Source organism: Angustibacter peucedani (assembly GCF_054779595.1).
The window spans coordinates 1-14,244 of the sequence record NZ_BAAGXY010000076.1; the positions used below are offsets into that span (position 1 = coordinate 1).

The 14,244-nt window shown below is 74.4% G+C and carries 15 protein-coding genes, 1 tRNA gene and 1 riboswitch; of the genes, 2 read left to right on the forward strand and 14 right to left on the reverse strand.

What is annotated here, in order from left to right:
• Together ACYVJ4_RS13735 and ACYVJ4_RS13740 are read left to right on the forward strand one after the other, a co-directional pair.
• A partial coding sequence (locus ACYVJ4_RS13735) for an SbcC/MukB-like Walker B domain-containing protein (RefSeq protein WP_460460699.1) occupies positions 1–1,316 on the forward strand: 1,316 nt, incomplete at its 5' end.
• A 93-nt stretch (positions 1,317–1,409) separates the two neighbouring features.
• Positions 1,410–2,099 carry a snapalysin family zinc-dependent metalloprotease gene (locus ACYVJ4_RS13740; RefSeq protein WP_460460700.1) on the forward strand — a complete coding sequence of 230 codons (690 nt, stop codon included), beginning with the start codon at positions 1,410–1,412 and terminating at the stop codon, positions 2,097–2,099.
• Between the two features lie 72 nt (positions 2,100–2,171).
• Here ACYVJ4_RS13740 and gcvP read toward each other — a convergent pair whose 3' ends face one another.
• The 14 genes from gcvP to cmk form a co-directional block, all read right to left on the reverse strand.
• Positions 2,172–5,063 (reverse strand): aminomethyl-transferring glycine dehydrogenase, encoded by a 2,892-nt coding sequence (gene gcvP / locus ACYVJ4_RS13745; protein WP_460460701.1) that lies wholly within the window; start codon positions 5,061–5,063, stop codon positions 2,172–2,174.
• 98 nt (positions 5,064–5,161) lie between these two features.
• Positions 5,162–5,259: riboswitch (glycine riboswitch) on the reverse strand.
• A 58-nt stretch (positions 5,260–5,317) separates the two neighbouring features.
• On the reverse strand, positions 5,318–5,911 hold the full coding sequence (locus tag ACYVJ4_RS13750; protein ID WP_460460702.1) for a MerR family transcriptional regulator: 594 nt from the start codon (positions 5,909–5,911) through the stop codon (positions 5,318–5,320).
• 197 nt (positions 5,912–6,108) lie between these two features.
• Positions 6,109–6,603, reverse strand: a complete 495-nt coding sequence (locus tag ACYVJ4_RS13755) for a bifunctional nuclease family protein (RefSeq protein ID WP_460460703.1) — start codon at positions 6,601–6,603, stop codon at positions 6,109–6,111.
• Between the two features lie 57 nt (positions 6,604–6,660).
• Positions 6,661–7,365 carry a transcriptional regulator FtsR gene (gene ftsR / locus ACYVJ4_RS13760; RefSeq protein ID WP_460460704.1) on the reverse strand — a complete coding sequence of 235 codons (705 nt, stop codon included), beginning with the start codon at positions 7,363–7,365 and terminating at the stop codon, positions 6,661–6,663.
• A 52-nt stretch (positions 7,366–7,417) separates the two neighbouring features.
• Positions 7,418–7,918, reverse strand: a complete 501-nt coding sequence (locus tag ACYVJ4_RS13765; RefSeq protein ID WP_460460705.1) for an FHA domain-containing protein — start codon at positions 7,916–7,918, stop codon at positions 7,418–7,420.
• 106 nt (positions 7,919–8,024) lie between these two features.
• A complete protein-coding gene (gcvH, locus tag ACYVJ4_RS13770) occupies positions 8,025–8,414 on the reverse strand; it encodes a glycine cleavage system protein GcvH (protein ID WP_460460706.1) in 390 nt (129 codons plus the stop codon).
• Between the two features lie 38 nt (positions 8,415–8,452).
• Positions 8,453–9,232 carry a DUF881 domain-containing protein gene (locus ACYVJ4_RS13775; RefSeq protein WP_460460707.1) on the reverse strand — a complete coding sequence of 260 codons (780 nt, stop codon included), beginning with the start codon at positions 9,230–9,232 and terminating at the stop codon, positions 8,453–8,455.
• The gene (locus ACYVJ4_RS13780; RefSeq protein ID WP_460460708.1) at positions 9,229–9,561 is read right to left on the reverse strand and encodes a small basic family protein; all 333 of its coding nucleotides are present in this window, start codon (positions 9,559–9,561) and stop codon (positions 9,229–9,231) included. The genes ACYVJ4_RS13775 and ACYVJ4_RS13780 overlap by 4 nt, the downstream gene beginning before the upstream one ends.
• A complete protein-coding gene (locus ACYVJ4_RS13785) occupies positions 9,558–10,517 on the reverse strand; it encodes a DUF881 domain-containing protein (RefSeq protein ID WP_460460709.1) in 960 nt (319 codons plus the stop codon). Before ACYVJ4_RS13785 ends, ACYVJ4_RS13780 begins: the two co-directional genes overlap by 4 nt.
• Complete coding sequence (locus tag ACYVJ4_RS13790; RefSeq protein WP_460460710.1) at positions 10,514–11,137, reverse strand: CDP-alcohol phosphatidyltransferase family protein; 624 nt, start codon at positions 11,135–11,137, stop codon at positions 10,514–10,516. The genes ACYVJ4_RS13785 and ACYVJ4_RS13790 overlap by 4 nt, the downstream gene beginning before the upstream one ends.
• 85 nt (positions 11,138–11,222) lie before the next feature.
• Positions 11,223–11,296 (reverse strand) — tRNA-Pro (locus tag ACYVJ4_RS13795).
• A 76-nt stretch (positions 11,297–11,372) separates the two neighbouring features.
• The gene (der, locus tag ACYVJ4_RS13800; RefSeq protein ID WP_460460711.1) at positions 11,373–12,815 is read right to left on the reverse strand and encodes a ribosome biogenesis GTPase Der; all 1,443 of its coding nucleotides are present in this window, start codon (positions 12,813–12,815) and stop codon (positions 11,373–11,375) included.
• The gene (locus tag ACYVJ4_RS13805; protein ID WP_460460712.1) at positions 12,812–13,507 is read right to left on the reverse strand and encodes a lysophospholipid acyltransferase family protein; all 696 of its coding nucleotides are present in this window, start codon (positions 13,505–13,507) and stop codon (positions 12,812–12,814) included. Before ACYVJ4_RS13805 ends, der begins: the two co-directional genes overlap by 4 nt.
• Positions 13,504–14,214 (reverse strand): (d)CMP kinase, encoded by a 711-nt coding sequence (cmk, locus tag ACYVJ4_RS13810; protein WP_460460713.1) that lies wholly within the window; start codon positions 14,212–14,214, stop codon positions 13,504–13,506. The genes ACYVJ4_RS13805 and cmk overlap by 4 nt, the downstream gene beginning before the upstream one ends.
• Between the last annotated feature and the right edge of the window lie 30 nt (positions 14,215–14,244).

The following is a 14,244-nucleotide window of genomic DNA, read 5'->3' on the forward strand; positions in this document are numbered from 1 at the left end:
GGTGCGGCGCGCTCGAGGCAGCCAGCGGCGGCGTCGCGACCGACGCCGCCGAGCAGCACGTGGCCGGGCGCCGAGCAGCGCTCGAGGACGCGCGCGCCAGCGCCGACGTCGTGGCCATGGCCCGGCAGGCGAGGGAGGTCGCGCAGCAAGCGGTGCGCGACGCGCTGGCGGCCCAGTCGGCGGCCGACCGCACCCTGACCCGGGCCAGCACCGCGCTGGGCGAGCTCGAGCCGCGGGTCGCCGAGCTGGCGACCGGGTTGGCCGACCTGCTCGCCGACGCCACCGACCTGGACGAGCGGGCGGCCCGCCTGCGCGACGAGGTGGCCGTGCTCCGTGCCTTCGACGCCGCCCGTCGCGCGGCCGGGCAGGCCGTGGTGCGGCAGGAGGCCGCTCGTCAGCAGCTCGCCAGCGCGCTGGCCGAGCTCGACCTCACCTCCGCCGAGCACGCCCGCGCGGGGTGGCTCGACCCGGTGGACGTCGACGCGCTGGCCGGCACCGTCGAGCGGCGCCGGCGCGAGCGCTCGGACGTCGAGGCGCTGCTCGCCGCTCCCGAGCTCGCCGGTCTCGACGCCGTCGAGCCGCCGGACGTCGCAGCGCTCGAGGCGACCGCCCGGCTCGCGGCGCAGGCCTGGCGCGAGGCCGAGCACCGGCTCGCGGTCACCACCCGGGCGGCGACGTCGTTGGGCCAGCTGGCGCTGCGCGTGCGCGAGCACGACGACGTCCACCGCGAGCTGCGCGCACGGCACGCCCACGTCGACGACCTGTCGCGCTGCGTCGACGGCACCGGCGGTGGCAACGCGCTGCGCATGCGGCTGTCGGCGTTCGTCCTGGCCGCGCGCCTCGAGGAGGTCGCCGCCGCGGCCACCGAGCGGCTGCTGGTGATGAGCGACGGGCGCTACGCGCTGGCGCACACCGACGAGCTGGCCCGCGGCGGCGCTCGCAGCGGTCTGGGCCTGCAGGTCGTCGACGGCTGGACCGGCGTCGCCCGCGAGACCTCGACGCTGTCGGGCGGCGAGTCGTTCCTCGCCTCGCTGGCCCTGGCACTGGGGCTGGCCGACGTCGTCCACGCCGAGTCCGGGGGCAGCGCCATCGAGACGCTCTTCGTCGACGAGGGCTTCGGCAGCCTGGACGACGAGACGCTCGAGGAGGTCATGGGCGTGCTCGACGGCCTGCGCGAGGGCGGGCGCGCCGTCGGCATCGTCAGCCACGTGGCCGACCTGCGGGCGCGCATCGCGGCGCGGGTCGAGGTGCGCAAGGGCCGCACGGGCTCGACCGTGCGCCAGGCCGGCCGGTCGGCCGACGCGGTCGCGAGTTGACGGACATTTGACCCGGTATTGACCGCTTTGTCCCTTTTGGTGGCGTAGGAAGGAGGAGGCGGATCGTCCGCCACCTGCCACTCGGAGGAACTCATGTCGATCCGCACCAGGGCTCGCACCACCCGGCTGCTCACCGCCGCGGCCGGCGTCGCCGCTGCCGCAGCCCTCGTCGCCACCTCACCGGCGACCAGCGCCACGAGCGCCGTCCCCACCTCGCACCCGCAGCGCGCCGACCAGGGCTACACGCCGGGCAGCCGCGACGACGCCCAGAACGCCCAGCTCCGCAAGCAGCTGGCGCAGGCCCTCGCCACGCAGAAGGCGCAGGGGTCGAAGAAGTCCCTCGCCGTCACGACCATCTACTACGACGCCTCGAACGCGCCGTCGTTCGCCTCCGAGATCTCGCAGTCGGCGTCGATCTGGAACTCGAGCGTCAGCAACGTGCGCCTGGTGGCCGGCTCCCCCGGTGACCTGACCTACTACGAGGGCAGCGACCCGTCCGGCTCGTACTACAGCGGCGACGGCCACGGCAGCGGCTACATCCTGATCGACTACGACCAGGCCAACCAGTACGACCCGCTGCGCATCGTCGCGCACGAGACCGGCCACAACATGGGCCTGCCGGACCACTACAGCGGCCCGTGCAGCGAGCTGATGTCGGGCGGTGGCCCCGGCCCGTCGTGCACCAACCCGTACCCGAACAGCACCGAGAGCGCGCAGGTGAACGCCCTGTGGGCCAACGGTTTCGCGCCGCGGATGGCCCCCGCAGCAGCGTTCGCGAAGTAGGCCCCGCAGCCTTATCGGCCAGCGAGACGGCGCCCGCGCTCTTCAGGGAGAGCGCGGGCGCCGTCCGCGTGCTCAGTCCTCGAAGGCCTCCGGCGGCGGGCACGAGCAGACCAGGTTGCGGTCGCCGTACGCGCCGTCGATGCGGCGCACGGGCGGCCAGTACTTGGCCCGCGGGTCGACGCCGCGCGGGTAGGCCGCCTCCTCGCGCGTGTACGCGTGGTCCCACTTGCCGGCGATCGACAGCGCGGTGTGCGGCGCGTGGCGCAGCGGGTTGTCGTCGGCCGGCCAGACGCCGTCCGCCACCGCGGAGATCTCGGCGCGGATCGCGATCATGGCCTCGCAGAAGCGGTCCAGCTCGGCGAGGTCCTCGCTCTCGGTGGGCTCGACCATCAGCGTGCCGGCCACCGGGAACGACATGGTCGGCGCGTGGAAGCCGTGGTCGACCAGCCGCTTGGCGACGTCGTCGACGGTGACGCCCGTCGTCCGGGTGATCTCGCGCAGGTCCAGGATGCACTCGTGCGCGACCAGCCCGTCGTGCCCGCTGTAGAGCACCGGGTAGTGCTCGCGCAGCCGCGCCGCGACGTAGTTCGCCGACAGCACGGCGGTGCGGGTGGCGCGGGCCAGGCCCTCGCCGCCCATCAGCCGCACGTAGGCCCACGAGATGGGCAGGATGGACGCCGAGCCGTACGGCGCCGCCGCGACCGGACCCACGCCGGTGGCCGGGCCGGCGTCGGCGACCACCGGGTGGTTGGGCAGGAACGGCGCGAGGTGCTCGCGGACGGCGACCGGCCCGACGCCGGGACCGCCCCCGCCGTGCGGGATGCAGAAGGTCTTGTGCAGGTTCAGGTGCGAGACGTCGGCGCCGAAGCGGCCGGGCTGCGCCAGCCCGACCAGCGCGTTGAGGTTCGCGCCGTCGACGTACACCTGGCCGCCGGCGTCGTGCACGAGCGCGCACAGCTCGGTGATGGTGTCCTCGAACACGCCGTGGGTCGAGGGGTAGGTGACCATGATCCCGGCGAGGTCGTCGCGGTGCGCCTCGACCTGGACGCGCAGGTCGTCCATGTCGACGTCGCCACCGGCCGCGGTCTTGACGACCACGACCTTGAGGCCGGCCATCACGGCGCTGGCCGCGTTGGTGCCGTGCGCGCTGGCCGGGATCAGCACGACCTTGCGCTCGCCGTGCCCCTGCGAGCGGTGGTAGGCGCGGATGGCGAGCAGACCCGCCAGCTCGCCCTGCGACCCGGCGTTCGGCTGCAGCGACACGGCGTCGTAGCCGGTGATGTCGACCAACCACTGCTCGAGCTGGCGCACCAGCTGCACGCTGCCCGCCACCTGGTCGGCCGGTGCGAACGGGTGCAGCGCCGACAGCTCGGGCCAGGTGACCGGCACCATCTCGGTCGTGGCGTTGAGCTTCATGGTGCACGAGCCGAGCGGGATCATGCCGCGGTCGAGCGCGTAGTCCAGGTCGGCCAGCCGGCGCAGGTAGCGCAGCATGGCGGTCTCGCTGCGGTGCTGGTGGAACACCGGGTGGGTCAGGTAGGCGGACTCGCGCACCAGCGCCGGCGGCAGCGTGTCGTGGTCAGGCACGGCGACGGCGTCGGCCGCACCGCCGAACGCCGCGACCGCGGCGCGCAGCTGCTCGTCGGTGGTGGTCTCGTCGCAGGCGGCGCTGACGGTGTCGTCGTCGACGCGCCACAGGTTCACGCCGCGCTCGACCGCTGCGGCGACGACGTCCGCCGCCCGACCCGGCACGCGCACGAGCACGGTGTCGAAGAACGCCTCGTGCACGACCTCGGCGCCGTCGAGCGCGCCCACGGCGTCGGCCAGGGCGCGGGCCCGGCGGTGCACGCCGCGCGCGATCGCGGCCAGGCCCTGCGGCCCGTGGTAGACGGCGTACATCGAGGCCATCACGGCCAGCAGCACCTGTGCGGTGCAGATGTTGCTCGTCGCCTTCTCGCGGCGGATGTGCTGCTCGCGGGTCTGCAGCGCCAGGCGGTACGCCGGGTCGCCGTCGGCGTCGACGGACACCCCGACGAGCCGGCCGGGCAGGCTGCGCTCGAGCCCGGGACGCACGGCCATGTACCCCGCGTGCGGCCCGCCGAAGCCCATCGGGACGCCGAAGCGCTGGCTGGTGCCGACCGCGACGTCGGCCCCCATCTCGCCCGGGGACCGCAGCAGCGTCAGGGCCAGCAGGTCGGCCGCCACGGTGAGCAGCGCGCCGCGGGCGTGCACCGCCTCGGCCAGCGGCGCGAGGTCGTGCACCAGCCCGCCGGCGGTCGGGTGCTGGACGACGACGCCGAAGACCGCGCGCTCCCCCACCGCCCGCTCGAGCTCGGCGGCCACGTCGTCCGCGGCGGACAGGTCGGCCACGACCACCTCGATGCCCAGCGGCTCGGCGCGGGTCTCGACGACGGCGCGGGTCTGGGTGAAGACGTCGCGGTCGACCACGAGCACGGCGTCGGCCGCGACCTTGGACGAGCGGCGCATGAGCGTCATGGCCTCGGCGGCGGCGGTCGCCTCGTCGAGCAGCGAGGAGTTGGCCGTCGCCAGGCCGGTGAGGTCGCACACCACGGTCTGGAAGTTCAGCAGCGCTTCGAGCCGGCCCTGGGAGATCTCGGGCTGGTAGGGCGTGTACGCCGTGTACCAGGCCGGGTTCTCGAGCACGTTGCGCTGCACCACGGCCGGCACGTGCGTGCCGTAGTAGCCCTGGCCGATCATCGAGGCCAGCACCCGGTTGCGGCCGGCCAGCTCGCGCATCTCGGCCAGCACCTCGGGCTCGCTGCGACCGGGCTCGAGCGCCAGCGCCTCGGTCAGCCGGATGGACGCCGGCACCGCGGCCTGCACGAGCTCCTCGACGTCGGCGAGGCCGAGCACCTCGAGCATGCGGCGTTCGTCGTCGAGCGAGGGCCCGACGTGGCGCTCGACGAAGGGCGCGGCGGAGGTCGGCTGGTCGGGCTGTGCCATGCGGAGGCTCCTGACGGCGGCCGGCGCCGGCGGGCGGCGTCGGGGTGGCGTGGGACCTCCCCCTCTGTCACGCCGGCGTGCCGCCGCTCCAGAGCTGCCTCGTCCGCGTGGTCCTGGTCGCCTGAGAGGTTCCGGGGAGAATTGCCCCTTCGGCGCCCCGGCCGTGCTGCACCGGGATCTCTCCCACGCAGGGTCAGTGGCGGGTCCAGCCTACCCCGGGACCTGCCCCGCGACCGACCGCGGCTCGCGCCGGCTCAGCCCGTGGCGCGGGTGCGGCGGCGAGCCGAGAGCTCGTCGTGCGGGTGGTCGCCGGCCGTCGCGCCGTCGTCCTCGGGACGCTCGCTCGGCAGCTGGGCGAGGTCGCCCTCGACCTCGCGCCAGACCCGGCCGACGGCGATGCCGAACACGCCCTGGCCGCCCTGCACGAGGTCGATGACCTCGTCGGCGGAGGTGCACTCGTAGACGCTGGCGCCGTCGCTCATCAGCGTGATCTGGGCCAGGTCGTCGACGCCGCGCTCGCGCAGGTGCTCGACCGCGGTGCGGATCTGCTGCAGCGAGACGCCGGTGTCGAGCAGCCGCTTGACGATCTTCAGGACGAGGATGTCGCGGAAGCTGTAGAGCCGCTGGCTGCCCGAGCCGCTGGCGCCGCGCACCGAGGGCTCGACCAGCCCGGTGCGCGCCCAGTAGTCGAGCTGCCGGTAGGTGATGCCCGCCGCGCCGCACGCGGTCGGACCGCGGTACCCGGCGTCGAGCGGCAGCACCGGCAGGTCGTCGGTGAACAGCAGCCCCTGGGCACCCTGGGGCACCCGCCGGGTCGGCTGGGGCGTGGCGTCGCCAGAGCTGCTCACGTGGGACCTCCATCATCTGGCGCCCCGCTGGGGGAAGAGCTCCGGTCGCGCACCCGGGCGAGCCGGACGACAGCGGTGGAACTACACGAGGGGCGTTCGACCTCTGACGGTAGGCCTCGGCGAGGGCTCCGTCAACGACAGGTCGAGGTTCACGCTCACCGGCGTGTCGTGGTCGACGCGCCGATCAACTCTCACCCTCAGGTAGAGGGTTGATCGCCATCCTCGCCGGGGGCCTCGAAGTCGTCGGCCGAGATCTGGTCGAGGAACTCGCGGAACTTCTCGACCTCGTCCTCCTGCTCGTCCGGCACCGGCACGCCCTCGTCGTCCAGCACCTCGTCGGCGCCGACGATCCGGGTGCCCGTGCGCAGCGCGAGCGCGATCGCGTCGGACGAGCGCGAGCTGACCTCGACCCCGCCGTCGAAGACCAGCGTCGCGTAGAACACGCCGTCGCGGACGGCGACGATGCGCACCTCCTCGAGGGTGCGGCCGAGCGCCTCGAGGGTGTCCTTGAACAGGTCGTGCGTCAGCGGCCGCGGCGGGACGACGCCCTGCTGGGCGTAGGCGATGGCCGTGGCCTCGGCCGCGCCGATCCAGATCGGCAGGTAGAGGTCACCACCGCTCTCGCGCAGCAGGACGATGGGCTGGTTGTTGGGCAGCTCCACCCGGACACCGACGACCTCGAGCTCTCGCACCTGCTCACCGTACAACGGCGCGGACGAGGGGCCGGACGACGAGCCGGGCCGGGTGCGTCAGGCCAGTCCGGCGCGCGCCAGACCCGCGCGGACCAGCGCCGCGTGCAGGCGCAGCGCGACCGCCGTGATCTCGCGCGCGGCGTCGTCGGCGCGGGCGCGCGCGGTCGCGCTCTGCCCGCTGCGCAACGGGCTGACGACCTGCTCGACCAGCCCCACCTCGCGGTCGGCGGCGGTGCGGAAGGCCCGCAGGTGACGGGCCTCGATGCCGTACCCGGCCAGCTCGGCGGCCGCCGTGGCGATGACCAGCGCGGTCTCGTCGTACCAGCCAGAACCGCTGGGCTGCAGCAGGCCGAAGCCCACGAGCGCGTCCAGGTCGTCGGCGTCGACGCCCGCGCGCGTGCACAGCTCGGCGGCCGAGAGCCGCACCGGGCCGGAGCCGCGCAGCAGCCCCTCGACGCCGTGGCCGGGCTCGCCGTCGCGCGAGCGGGTGGAGCGCGGACCGGTGGCGCCGTTGACGAGCTCCTCCGCGCCGCGCGCGACCGCGTCGAGGTGGTCGCGGATCTTGCGCAGCGGCCAGAACCGGTCGCGCTGCAGGGTCATGGCATAGCGCAGCCGCTCGACGTCCTCGTGCGAGAACTTGCGGTAGCCGGACGGCGTGCGCGAGGGCTCGACGAGTCCCTCGGCCTCCCACAGCCGGATCTTGGAGACGCTGACGTCCGGGAAGTCGGGCGAGAGCAGGGCGAGGACCTCGCCGATGCTCATCGCGGAGTCCCGGCGGTTGACCGCCGGGCTCACGAGCGGCTCACCACGCCGTTCACCCGGCCTCGCCGAGCATGACGACGAGGCGGAACTTGCCGACCTGCACCTCGTCGCCCGTGGCGAGCGGGCTGGAGTCGATCCGCTGGCGGTTCACGTACGTGCCGTTCAGGCTGCCGACGTCGCGCACCGAGAACGCGGTGCCCTCGCGGACGAACTCGGCGTGCTTGCGCGAGACGGTGACGTCGTCCAGGAAGATGTCGCTGCTCGGGTGCCGGCCGACCGTGGTGAGGTCGCCGTCGAGCAGGAACCGCGAGCCGGCGTTGGGGCCGTGGTCGACCCGCAGCAGGGCGGTGCCGGCGCGCAGCGAGGCCAACGTCCCGGGATCGATGGCCGGCGCCTGCCCGGTGTCGTCGCCCGCGGTGGGCTCCCCCACCTCGGTGGAGCCGAGCGCCTGCAGGTTCATGGTCGCGTCGGCCGGGCGCGGCGGCTGCGCGGGAGCCGGCTGACGGGACGTCGGCGGGTCCTGCTCGTCCGGCCTGCCGTTCTCGTCCGTCATGACCTGTCTCCCTCGAGCGCTCGCGTGTGGAGGCTCAAGGGTGCCACAGCCTGACCCTGAGCTGCAGGGTCAGGTCGAGGTCAGGTCGAGGTCAGGCCGGTGCAGGTCAGCCGAGCTGCGCGCGGTAGCCGTCGGCGTCGAGCAGCGCGTCGACCGCGGCGGCGTCCGCCGGGCGCAGCTCGAACATCCAGCCCTCGCCGTACGGGTCGCTGTTGACGAGCTCGGGCGAGGCGTCGAGGGCCTCGTTGCGCGCCGTGACCGTGCCGGCGACCGGCGCGTAGACGTCGCTGACGCTCTTGGTCGACTCGACCTCGCCGCACGCCGACCCGGGCGTGACGTCGGTGCCGGCGTCCGGCAGCGTCACGAAGACGACGTCGCCGAGGGCGTCCTGGGCGTAGGCGGTGATCCCGATCCGGACCGTGCCGTCGTCGCCGGTGCGCACCCACTCGTGCTCGGCGGTGTACCGCAGGTCGGCGGGGAACTCGTCGGCGCTCATGGGTCCTCGGATCCGGTCGGGGGTGGGGTGCGGGCGGCTCAGCGGCTGGCGGTCGCCGTGGCGGCCGGCTGAGCGTAACGAGGCGTCGGAACGGGTCGCAAGGCGGTGATCTTGACGTCGTCCTTGCCGGCGACGGTGCCGCGCGCGCCCTCGGGCAGGCTGGCGATGACACCGCCGGGGATCTCCAGGGCCGTCGACATCGTCTGGCTGTCGCCGATGGCGAGCACGGTGTACGGCGCCGTCTGCTTGTCGCCGTCGACGGCCACGCCGCCCGGCACGTCGGTGAAGGACGTCGTCGCCACCACGCGCGCGTCGCCGACCTGGATCGCCTCGGCGCCGGCGTCGCGCAGCTCCTGCACGAGGTCGAGGACACGCGCGGCCCGCACCTCGCCGTCCGGGTCGCTGATGAACACCTCGACGCCGGTGCCCTCGGCGCCGACGGTGCCCGCGAGGATGCTCAGCGCGTCGAGCCGGCTCTGCGCGGCCGCGATGGCCTCCTGCGAGCCGCTCGCGCCCGAGGTGAGGTCGCGGCGCTCGGCCTCCAGGTCGGACTGCTCGGCGGCCAGCCGGTCGCGGCGGTCGCCGATGTTGTCGAGGATCTGCACGAGGTCGCTCTGCCGCAGCCCGGTGAGCCGCTGCTCGTCGCGCTGGGTGATCTGCGCGACGAGGGCGAAGCCGAGCAGCGCGACGAGCACGGCGGCCAGGGCCTGCGCCCGGGTGACCCGCGGGTGCGCGGCGCGGCGCAGCCGGGCCCAGGCCCGGGCTCGACCGCCGGGGGCCTCGTGCGCGCCGTGGTGCGGCTCCTTGGCCTCGCTCATGCGCGGAACAGGTGCCGCCGGATCGCGGCCACGTTGGAGAAGATCCGGATGCCGAGGACGACCACCACGCCGGTCGACAGTTGCGAGCCGACGCCGAGCTGGTCGCCGAGGTAGACGATGAACGCGGCGACGAACACGTTGGACAGGAACGAGACCACGAACACCTTGTCGTCGAAGATGCCGTCGAGCAGCGCCCGCAGACCGCCGAACACCGCGTCCAGCGCGGCCACGACCGCGATGGGCAGGTAGGGCTGCATCCAGATCGGCACGGTGGGCTGCAGCAGCAGGCCCAGCACGACGCCGACGGCGAGTCCGAGGGCGGGGATCACGGTGTCTCCTGCGGTCGGGTGGACGGTGAGCTGGACGGCTTCTTGGTGCGGGTGCTGGTGCCGGTGCTCGTCGACGTGGTGGCCTGCAGCGCCTTGGCCCGGCGGGTGTCGAGGCCCGCGCTGGCCGGCAGCACCAGGCGGCTGGCGGACCGCACGTCGTAGCGCACCCCGAAGTTGTCCTTGAGGTACTGGACGTCGCGCCCGCCCGGCCCGTCGCTGAACCGGGTCTGCAGGGTAGCCGGGTCGCCGATCGCGGTGACGCGGTACGGGGGCGACAACGGCCGGTAGTCCACCAGGACGGCCTCGCCGGCCGAGCGGATCGCCGAGAGCGCGGTGAGCCGCTGGCCGTTGACCGCGACCGCCTCGGCCCCGGCGTCCCACAGCCCGTTCACCACGAGCTGGAGGTCGGAGTCCAGCACGCGCCCGTTGTCGACGTCCTGCTGCGAGCGCGGGTCGCTGCCGTCGCCGGCCGACGAGCCGTCGGCGTCGTCCAGCGTCACGGTGATGCCGGGCCCTGCCACCGACAGGGCGCCGGTGGCCAGCCCGAGGTTGGCGACCTCGTCGGCCAGCCCGCCCTGCGCCGACAGCTGCAGCTGGCGGGTGCGCTCGGCCTCGATCTGGGCGGTGAGCGAGGCGATGCTGCGCTGCAGGGCGCCCGCCGCGGCGTCCTGGCGGCTGATCTCGGCGGCCAGCTGGTCGCGCGCCTGGACGCCGGCGGGCCGGGTGCCGCGGGCCTGCCACCAGGCCGTGCCGAGCAGAAGCCCGACGACGAGCAGCGCGACGACCGCGAGCACGCTGCGCCCGTGCGCGCCGGCCTCGCCCGTCGTCCCCTCGCGCCGGCGGCGCTCGGCGGCCGCGGCGTACCCGGGGTCGAGCGGGCGGGTCATGACCTCGACGAGCAGCTGCATCGAGGCGTCCTTGCGCCGCTCGGGCGCCGTGGTGGGCGACCCGCTCACGCCGCGGCCTCCAGCCGGCGGCGTCCGCGCACGAGCCCGATCGCTTGGCCGGCGTAGAGCAGACCGGCCAGCCAGTACAGGACGGTGCCCCACCAGGCGAAGGCCCAGCCGACCGGCAGCGCGACCTGCGCGAAGGTCGACGTGCCGTCGCCCAGCAGCAGCAGCGGGAAGGCGTACAGCAGGTTGAAGGTGGCGGCCTTGCCGATGAAGTGCACCGGCAGCGTGCCGAAGTCGTTGCGCTGCAACCAGAGCAGCACCAGCGCCATGAACGCCTCGCGGGCGAGCAGCACGACCACGAGCCACCACGGGATGATGTCGCGCCAGGCCAGGCCGAGCAGCGTCGTGAGGATGTAGAGGCGGTCGGCGATCGGGTCGAGCAGCGCGCCGACCTTGGACTCCAGGCCGAACCGCCGGGCGATCTTGCCGTCGAGGTAGTCGGTGACGCCCGACAGCATCAGCACCAGCAGCGCCCAGCCGTCGTGCTCGGCCACGACGAGCCAGAGGAAGACCGGCACGCCGACCAGCCGCAGGGCCGACAGCACGTTCGGCACGGTGAGCACGCGGTCGCTCGCTCCCCCGCTGCTCGTCGCCGCGCGCTGCTCGGTCCCCTGGTCCGCCACGGGTCCGAGCGTAGGCGGTGGTGGCCGAGAAGCACGACAGCGCCCCGGACACGTGGTCCGGGGCGCTGACGCAGATCACCATCGGTCGGGCTGACAGGATTTGAACCTGCGACCCCTTGACCCCCAGTCAAGTGCGCTACCAAGCTGCGCTACAGCCCGTTGGCGAGACGCAACTATACATCGGTCGCGCCGTCCCCCTGACCGCGCCGCGACCGCCACGCGGTCGCCCGGCGACCTACTTGCGACGCTTCTCGCGCACCCGCACGCTGACCTCGATCGGCGTGCCCTCGAAGCCGAAGGTCTCGCGCAGCCGGCGCTCGACGAAGCGCCGGTACCCGGCCTCGATGAACCCGCTGGCGAACAGGACGAAGCGCGGCGGGCGCGTCGAGGCCTGGGTCGCGAACAGGATCCGCGGCTGCTTTCCGCTGCGCACCGGGTGCGGGTGCGCCGCCACCAGCTCGCCGAGGAAGGTGTTGAGCCGGCCGGTCGGCACGCGGGTGTCCCACGACTCCAGCGCGGTGTCGAGGGCGGGGACGAGCTTGTCGAGGTGCCGCCCGGTGCGGGCCGAGATGTTGACCCGCGGCGCCCAGGGCACCTGCACCAGATCGGTCTCGATCTCGCGCTCGAGGTAGTAGCGGCGCTCCTCGTCGACGGTGTCCCACTTGTTGTAGGCGATGACGAGGGCACGCCCGGCGTCGATGACCTGCTGCACGACGCGCACGTCCTGCTCGGTGATCGGCGTCCCGGCGTCCATCAGGACGACGGCGACCTCGGCCTTCTCCAGCGCCGTCTGCGTGCGCAGCGAGGCGTAGAAGTCCGCCCCGCGGGTCTGGTGCACCCGGCGCCGGATGCCGGCGGTGTCGACGAAGCGCCAGGTGCGCCCGGCGAGCTCGACCAGCTCGTCGACCGGGTCGCGCGTCGTGCCGGCGACCTCGTCGACGACGACGCGCTCGGAGCCGACGGCCTTGTTGAGCAGGCTGGACTTGCCGACGTTCGGCCGGCCGACGAGCGCGACGCGACGCGGACCGCCCGGCGCGTAGCCGCCGCCCACGGCCGACACCGGCGGCAGCACCGCGAGCACCTGGTCGAGCAGGTCGCCGCTCCCGCGCCCGTGCAGGGCCGAGACGGCGAACGGCTCGCCGAGGCCGAGCGACCACAGCATCGCGGCGTCGGCCTCGGTGCGCTGGTCGTCGACCTTGTTCGCCGCCAGGACGACGGGCTTGCCGGCCTTGCGCAGCACCTTGACGACGGCCTCGTCGGTGTCGGTGGCCCCGACGGTGGCGTCGACGACGAACATCACGGCGTCGGCCAGCTCGATGGCGATCTCGGCCTGCTCGGCGACCCGCAGGTGGATCCCCTTGGCGTCGCGCTCCCAGCCGCCGGTGTCGACCAGGACGAAACGCCGTCCGGCCCACTCGGCCTCGTACGTCACGCGGTCGCGCGTGACGCCCGGCACGTCCTCGACGACGGCCTCGCGGCGTCCGAGGACCCGGTTGACCAGCGTGGACTTGCCGACGTTGGGCCGGCCCACCACGGCGAGCACCGGCAGCGGCCCCTCGTCCACGAGGTCGTCGAGGTCGCCCTCGCCGCGCCCGAGCAGCGAGAGGTCCTCCGCGCTCAGCTCGTAGTCGTCCAGGCCGGCGCGCAGGCCGGTGGCGACCTGCTCGTCGTCGGTCATGACGCGTCCTCCAGGGTCGGGTCGTCGGCGGCCAGGTGGATGCCGGTGCGCTCGGCGCTCGCGCGCACGTGGCCGGCGAGCACGAGGCGCAGCTGCTCGGTGAGCTCGCGGCTGGCGTCGCGGCGGGGCAGGTCGGGCGAGGCGACGAGGGTGACCGGGTCGCCGAACACCACGGCGACCCGGTGACCCGGGGCCGGCGGCCGGCCGACCCCGACGCCCGTGGCCCGGGTGCCGAGGCACGCGACCGGGACGACGGGCGCGCCGCTCTGCATGGCCAGCCACGTGACGCCCTGGTGCACGGCGGCGACGTCGCCCAGGCCGCGCGAGCCCTCGGGGAAGACGCCCACGGCGCTGCCCCGGCGCAGCGCGGCCAGCGCCGTCTGCAGCGCGGTGCGGTCGACGCCAGAACGGTCGATCGGGATCTGGCCGACGTGGCGCAGCACCCAGCCCGGGAAGCCGTGGAAGAACTCGTGCTTGACCAGGAAGTGCGCGGGCCGGGGGGCCACGCCGAAGACCAGCGGGCCGTCGAGGATCCCGGAGTGGTTGGAGGCGAGCAGCACCGGTCCGTGCAGCGGCACCTTGTCGCCGTCCAGCACGGTGGTGCGGTACAGGGTGCGGAACAGCGCCGTGCCGATCCAGCGACCCACCACGGCGCCGCGCGCGGTCGGCGCGAGCACCTGCCCTGCGCTCACGCCGTCACCGGGTCCGGCAGCCGTCCGGTGCGCTCGGAGACCAGGGCGACGACCGCGTCGACGACCTCCTGCAGGCCCATGGACGACGAGTCCACCGTCACGACGCCGTCGGCCGCCTCGACGAACTGCGAGACCGTCGAGTCGTCGCGGTCGCGGCGCACCACCTGGTCGCGCGTCGCCTCGACGGCGGCGGCGTCGGCCGTGCCGTGCAGCTCGCGCGCCCGCCGCTCCAGGCGGGCCTGCTCGCTCGCCGTCAGCAGCACCCGGACGTCGGCGTCCGGCACCACCACGGTGGTGATGTCGCGCCCCTCGGCGACGGTGCCGCGCGGCGACTCGGCGACCAGGCGGCGCTGCAGCTCGCGCAGGTAGGCGCGCACCTCGAGGTTGGTGGCGACCGCGCTGACCTGCTCGCTGACCCGCGTCTCGCGGATCGCCCGGCCGACGTCGACGCCACCGACGTGCACCGACGGGGCGGCCGGGTCGGTGCCCATCACCAGCGGCGTCTCGCGCGCCGCGGCGGCCACGGCCTGCTGGTCACCGAGGTCGACGCCCTGCTCGAGGCACCACCACGCGACGGCGCGGTACATGGCGCCGGTGTCGAGGTAGGCCAGGCCGAACCGGCGGGCCACCTCGCGCGAGACGGTGGACTTGCCCGAGCCGCTGGGGCCGTCGACGGCGACGACGAGCGCGGGGGCGGACGTGGACACGGCACATCTCCTGGAGCGGGTGCGGGGGAA

Coding starts and splice junctions, on each gene's coding strand:
- ACYVJ4_RS13740 (WP_460460700.1), top strand. CDS start 1,410: ATGTCGATCCGCACCAGGGCTCGCACCACCCGGCTGCTCACCGCCGCG.
- gcvP (WP_460460701.1), bottom strand. CDS start 5,063: ATGGCACAGCCCGACCAGCCGACCTCCGCCGCGCCCTTCGTCGAGCGC.
- ftsR (WP_460460704.1), bottom strand. CDS start 7,365: ATGAGCATCGGCGAGGTCCTCGCCCTGCTCTCGCCCGACTTCCCGGAC.
- ACYVJ4_RS13765 (WP_460460705.1), bottom strand. CDS start 7,918: ATGACGGACGAGAACGGCAGGCCGGACGAGCAGGACCCGCCGACGTCC.
- gcvH (WP_460460706.1), bottom strand. CDS start 8,414: ATGAGCGCCGACGAGTTCCCCGCCGACCTGCGGTACACCGCCGAGCAC.
- ACYVJ4_RS13775 (WP_460460707.1), bottom strand. CDS start 9,232: ATGAGCGAGGCCAAGGAGCCGCACCACGGCGCGCACGAGGCCCCCGGC.
- der (WP_460460711.1), bottom strand. CDS start 12,815: ATGACCGACGACGAGCAGGTCGCCACCGGCCTGCGCGCCGGCCTGGAC.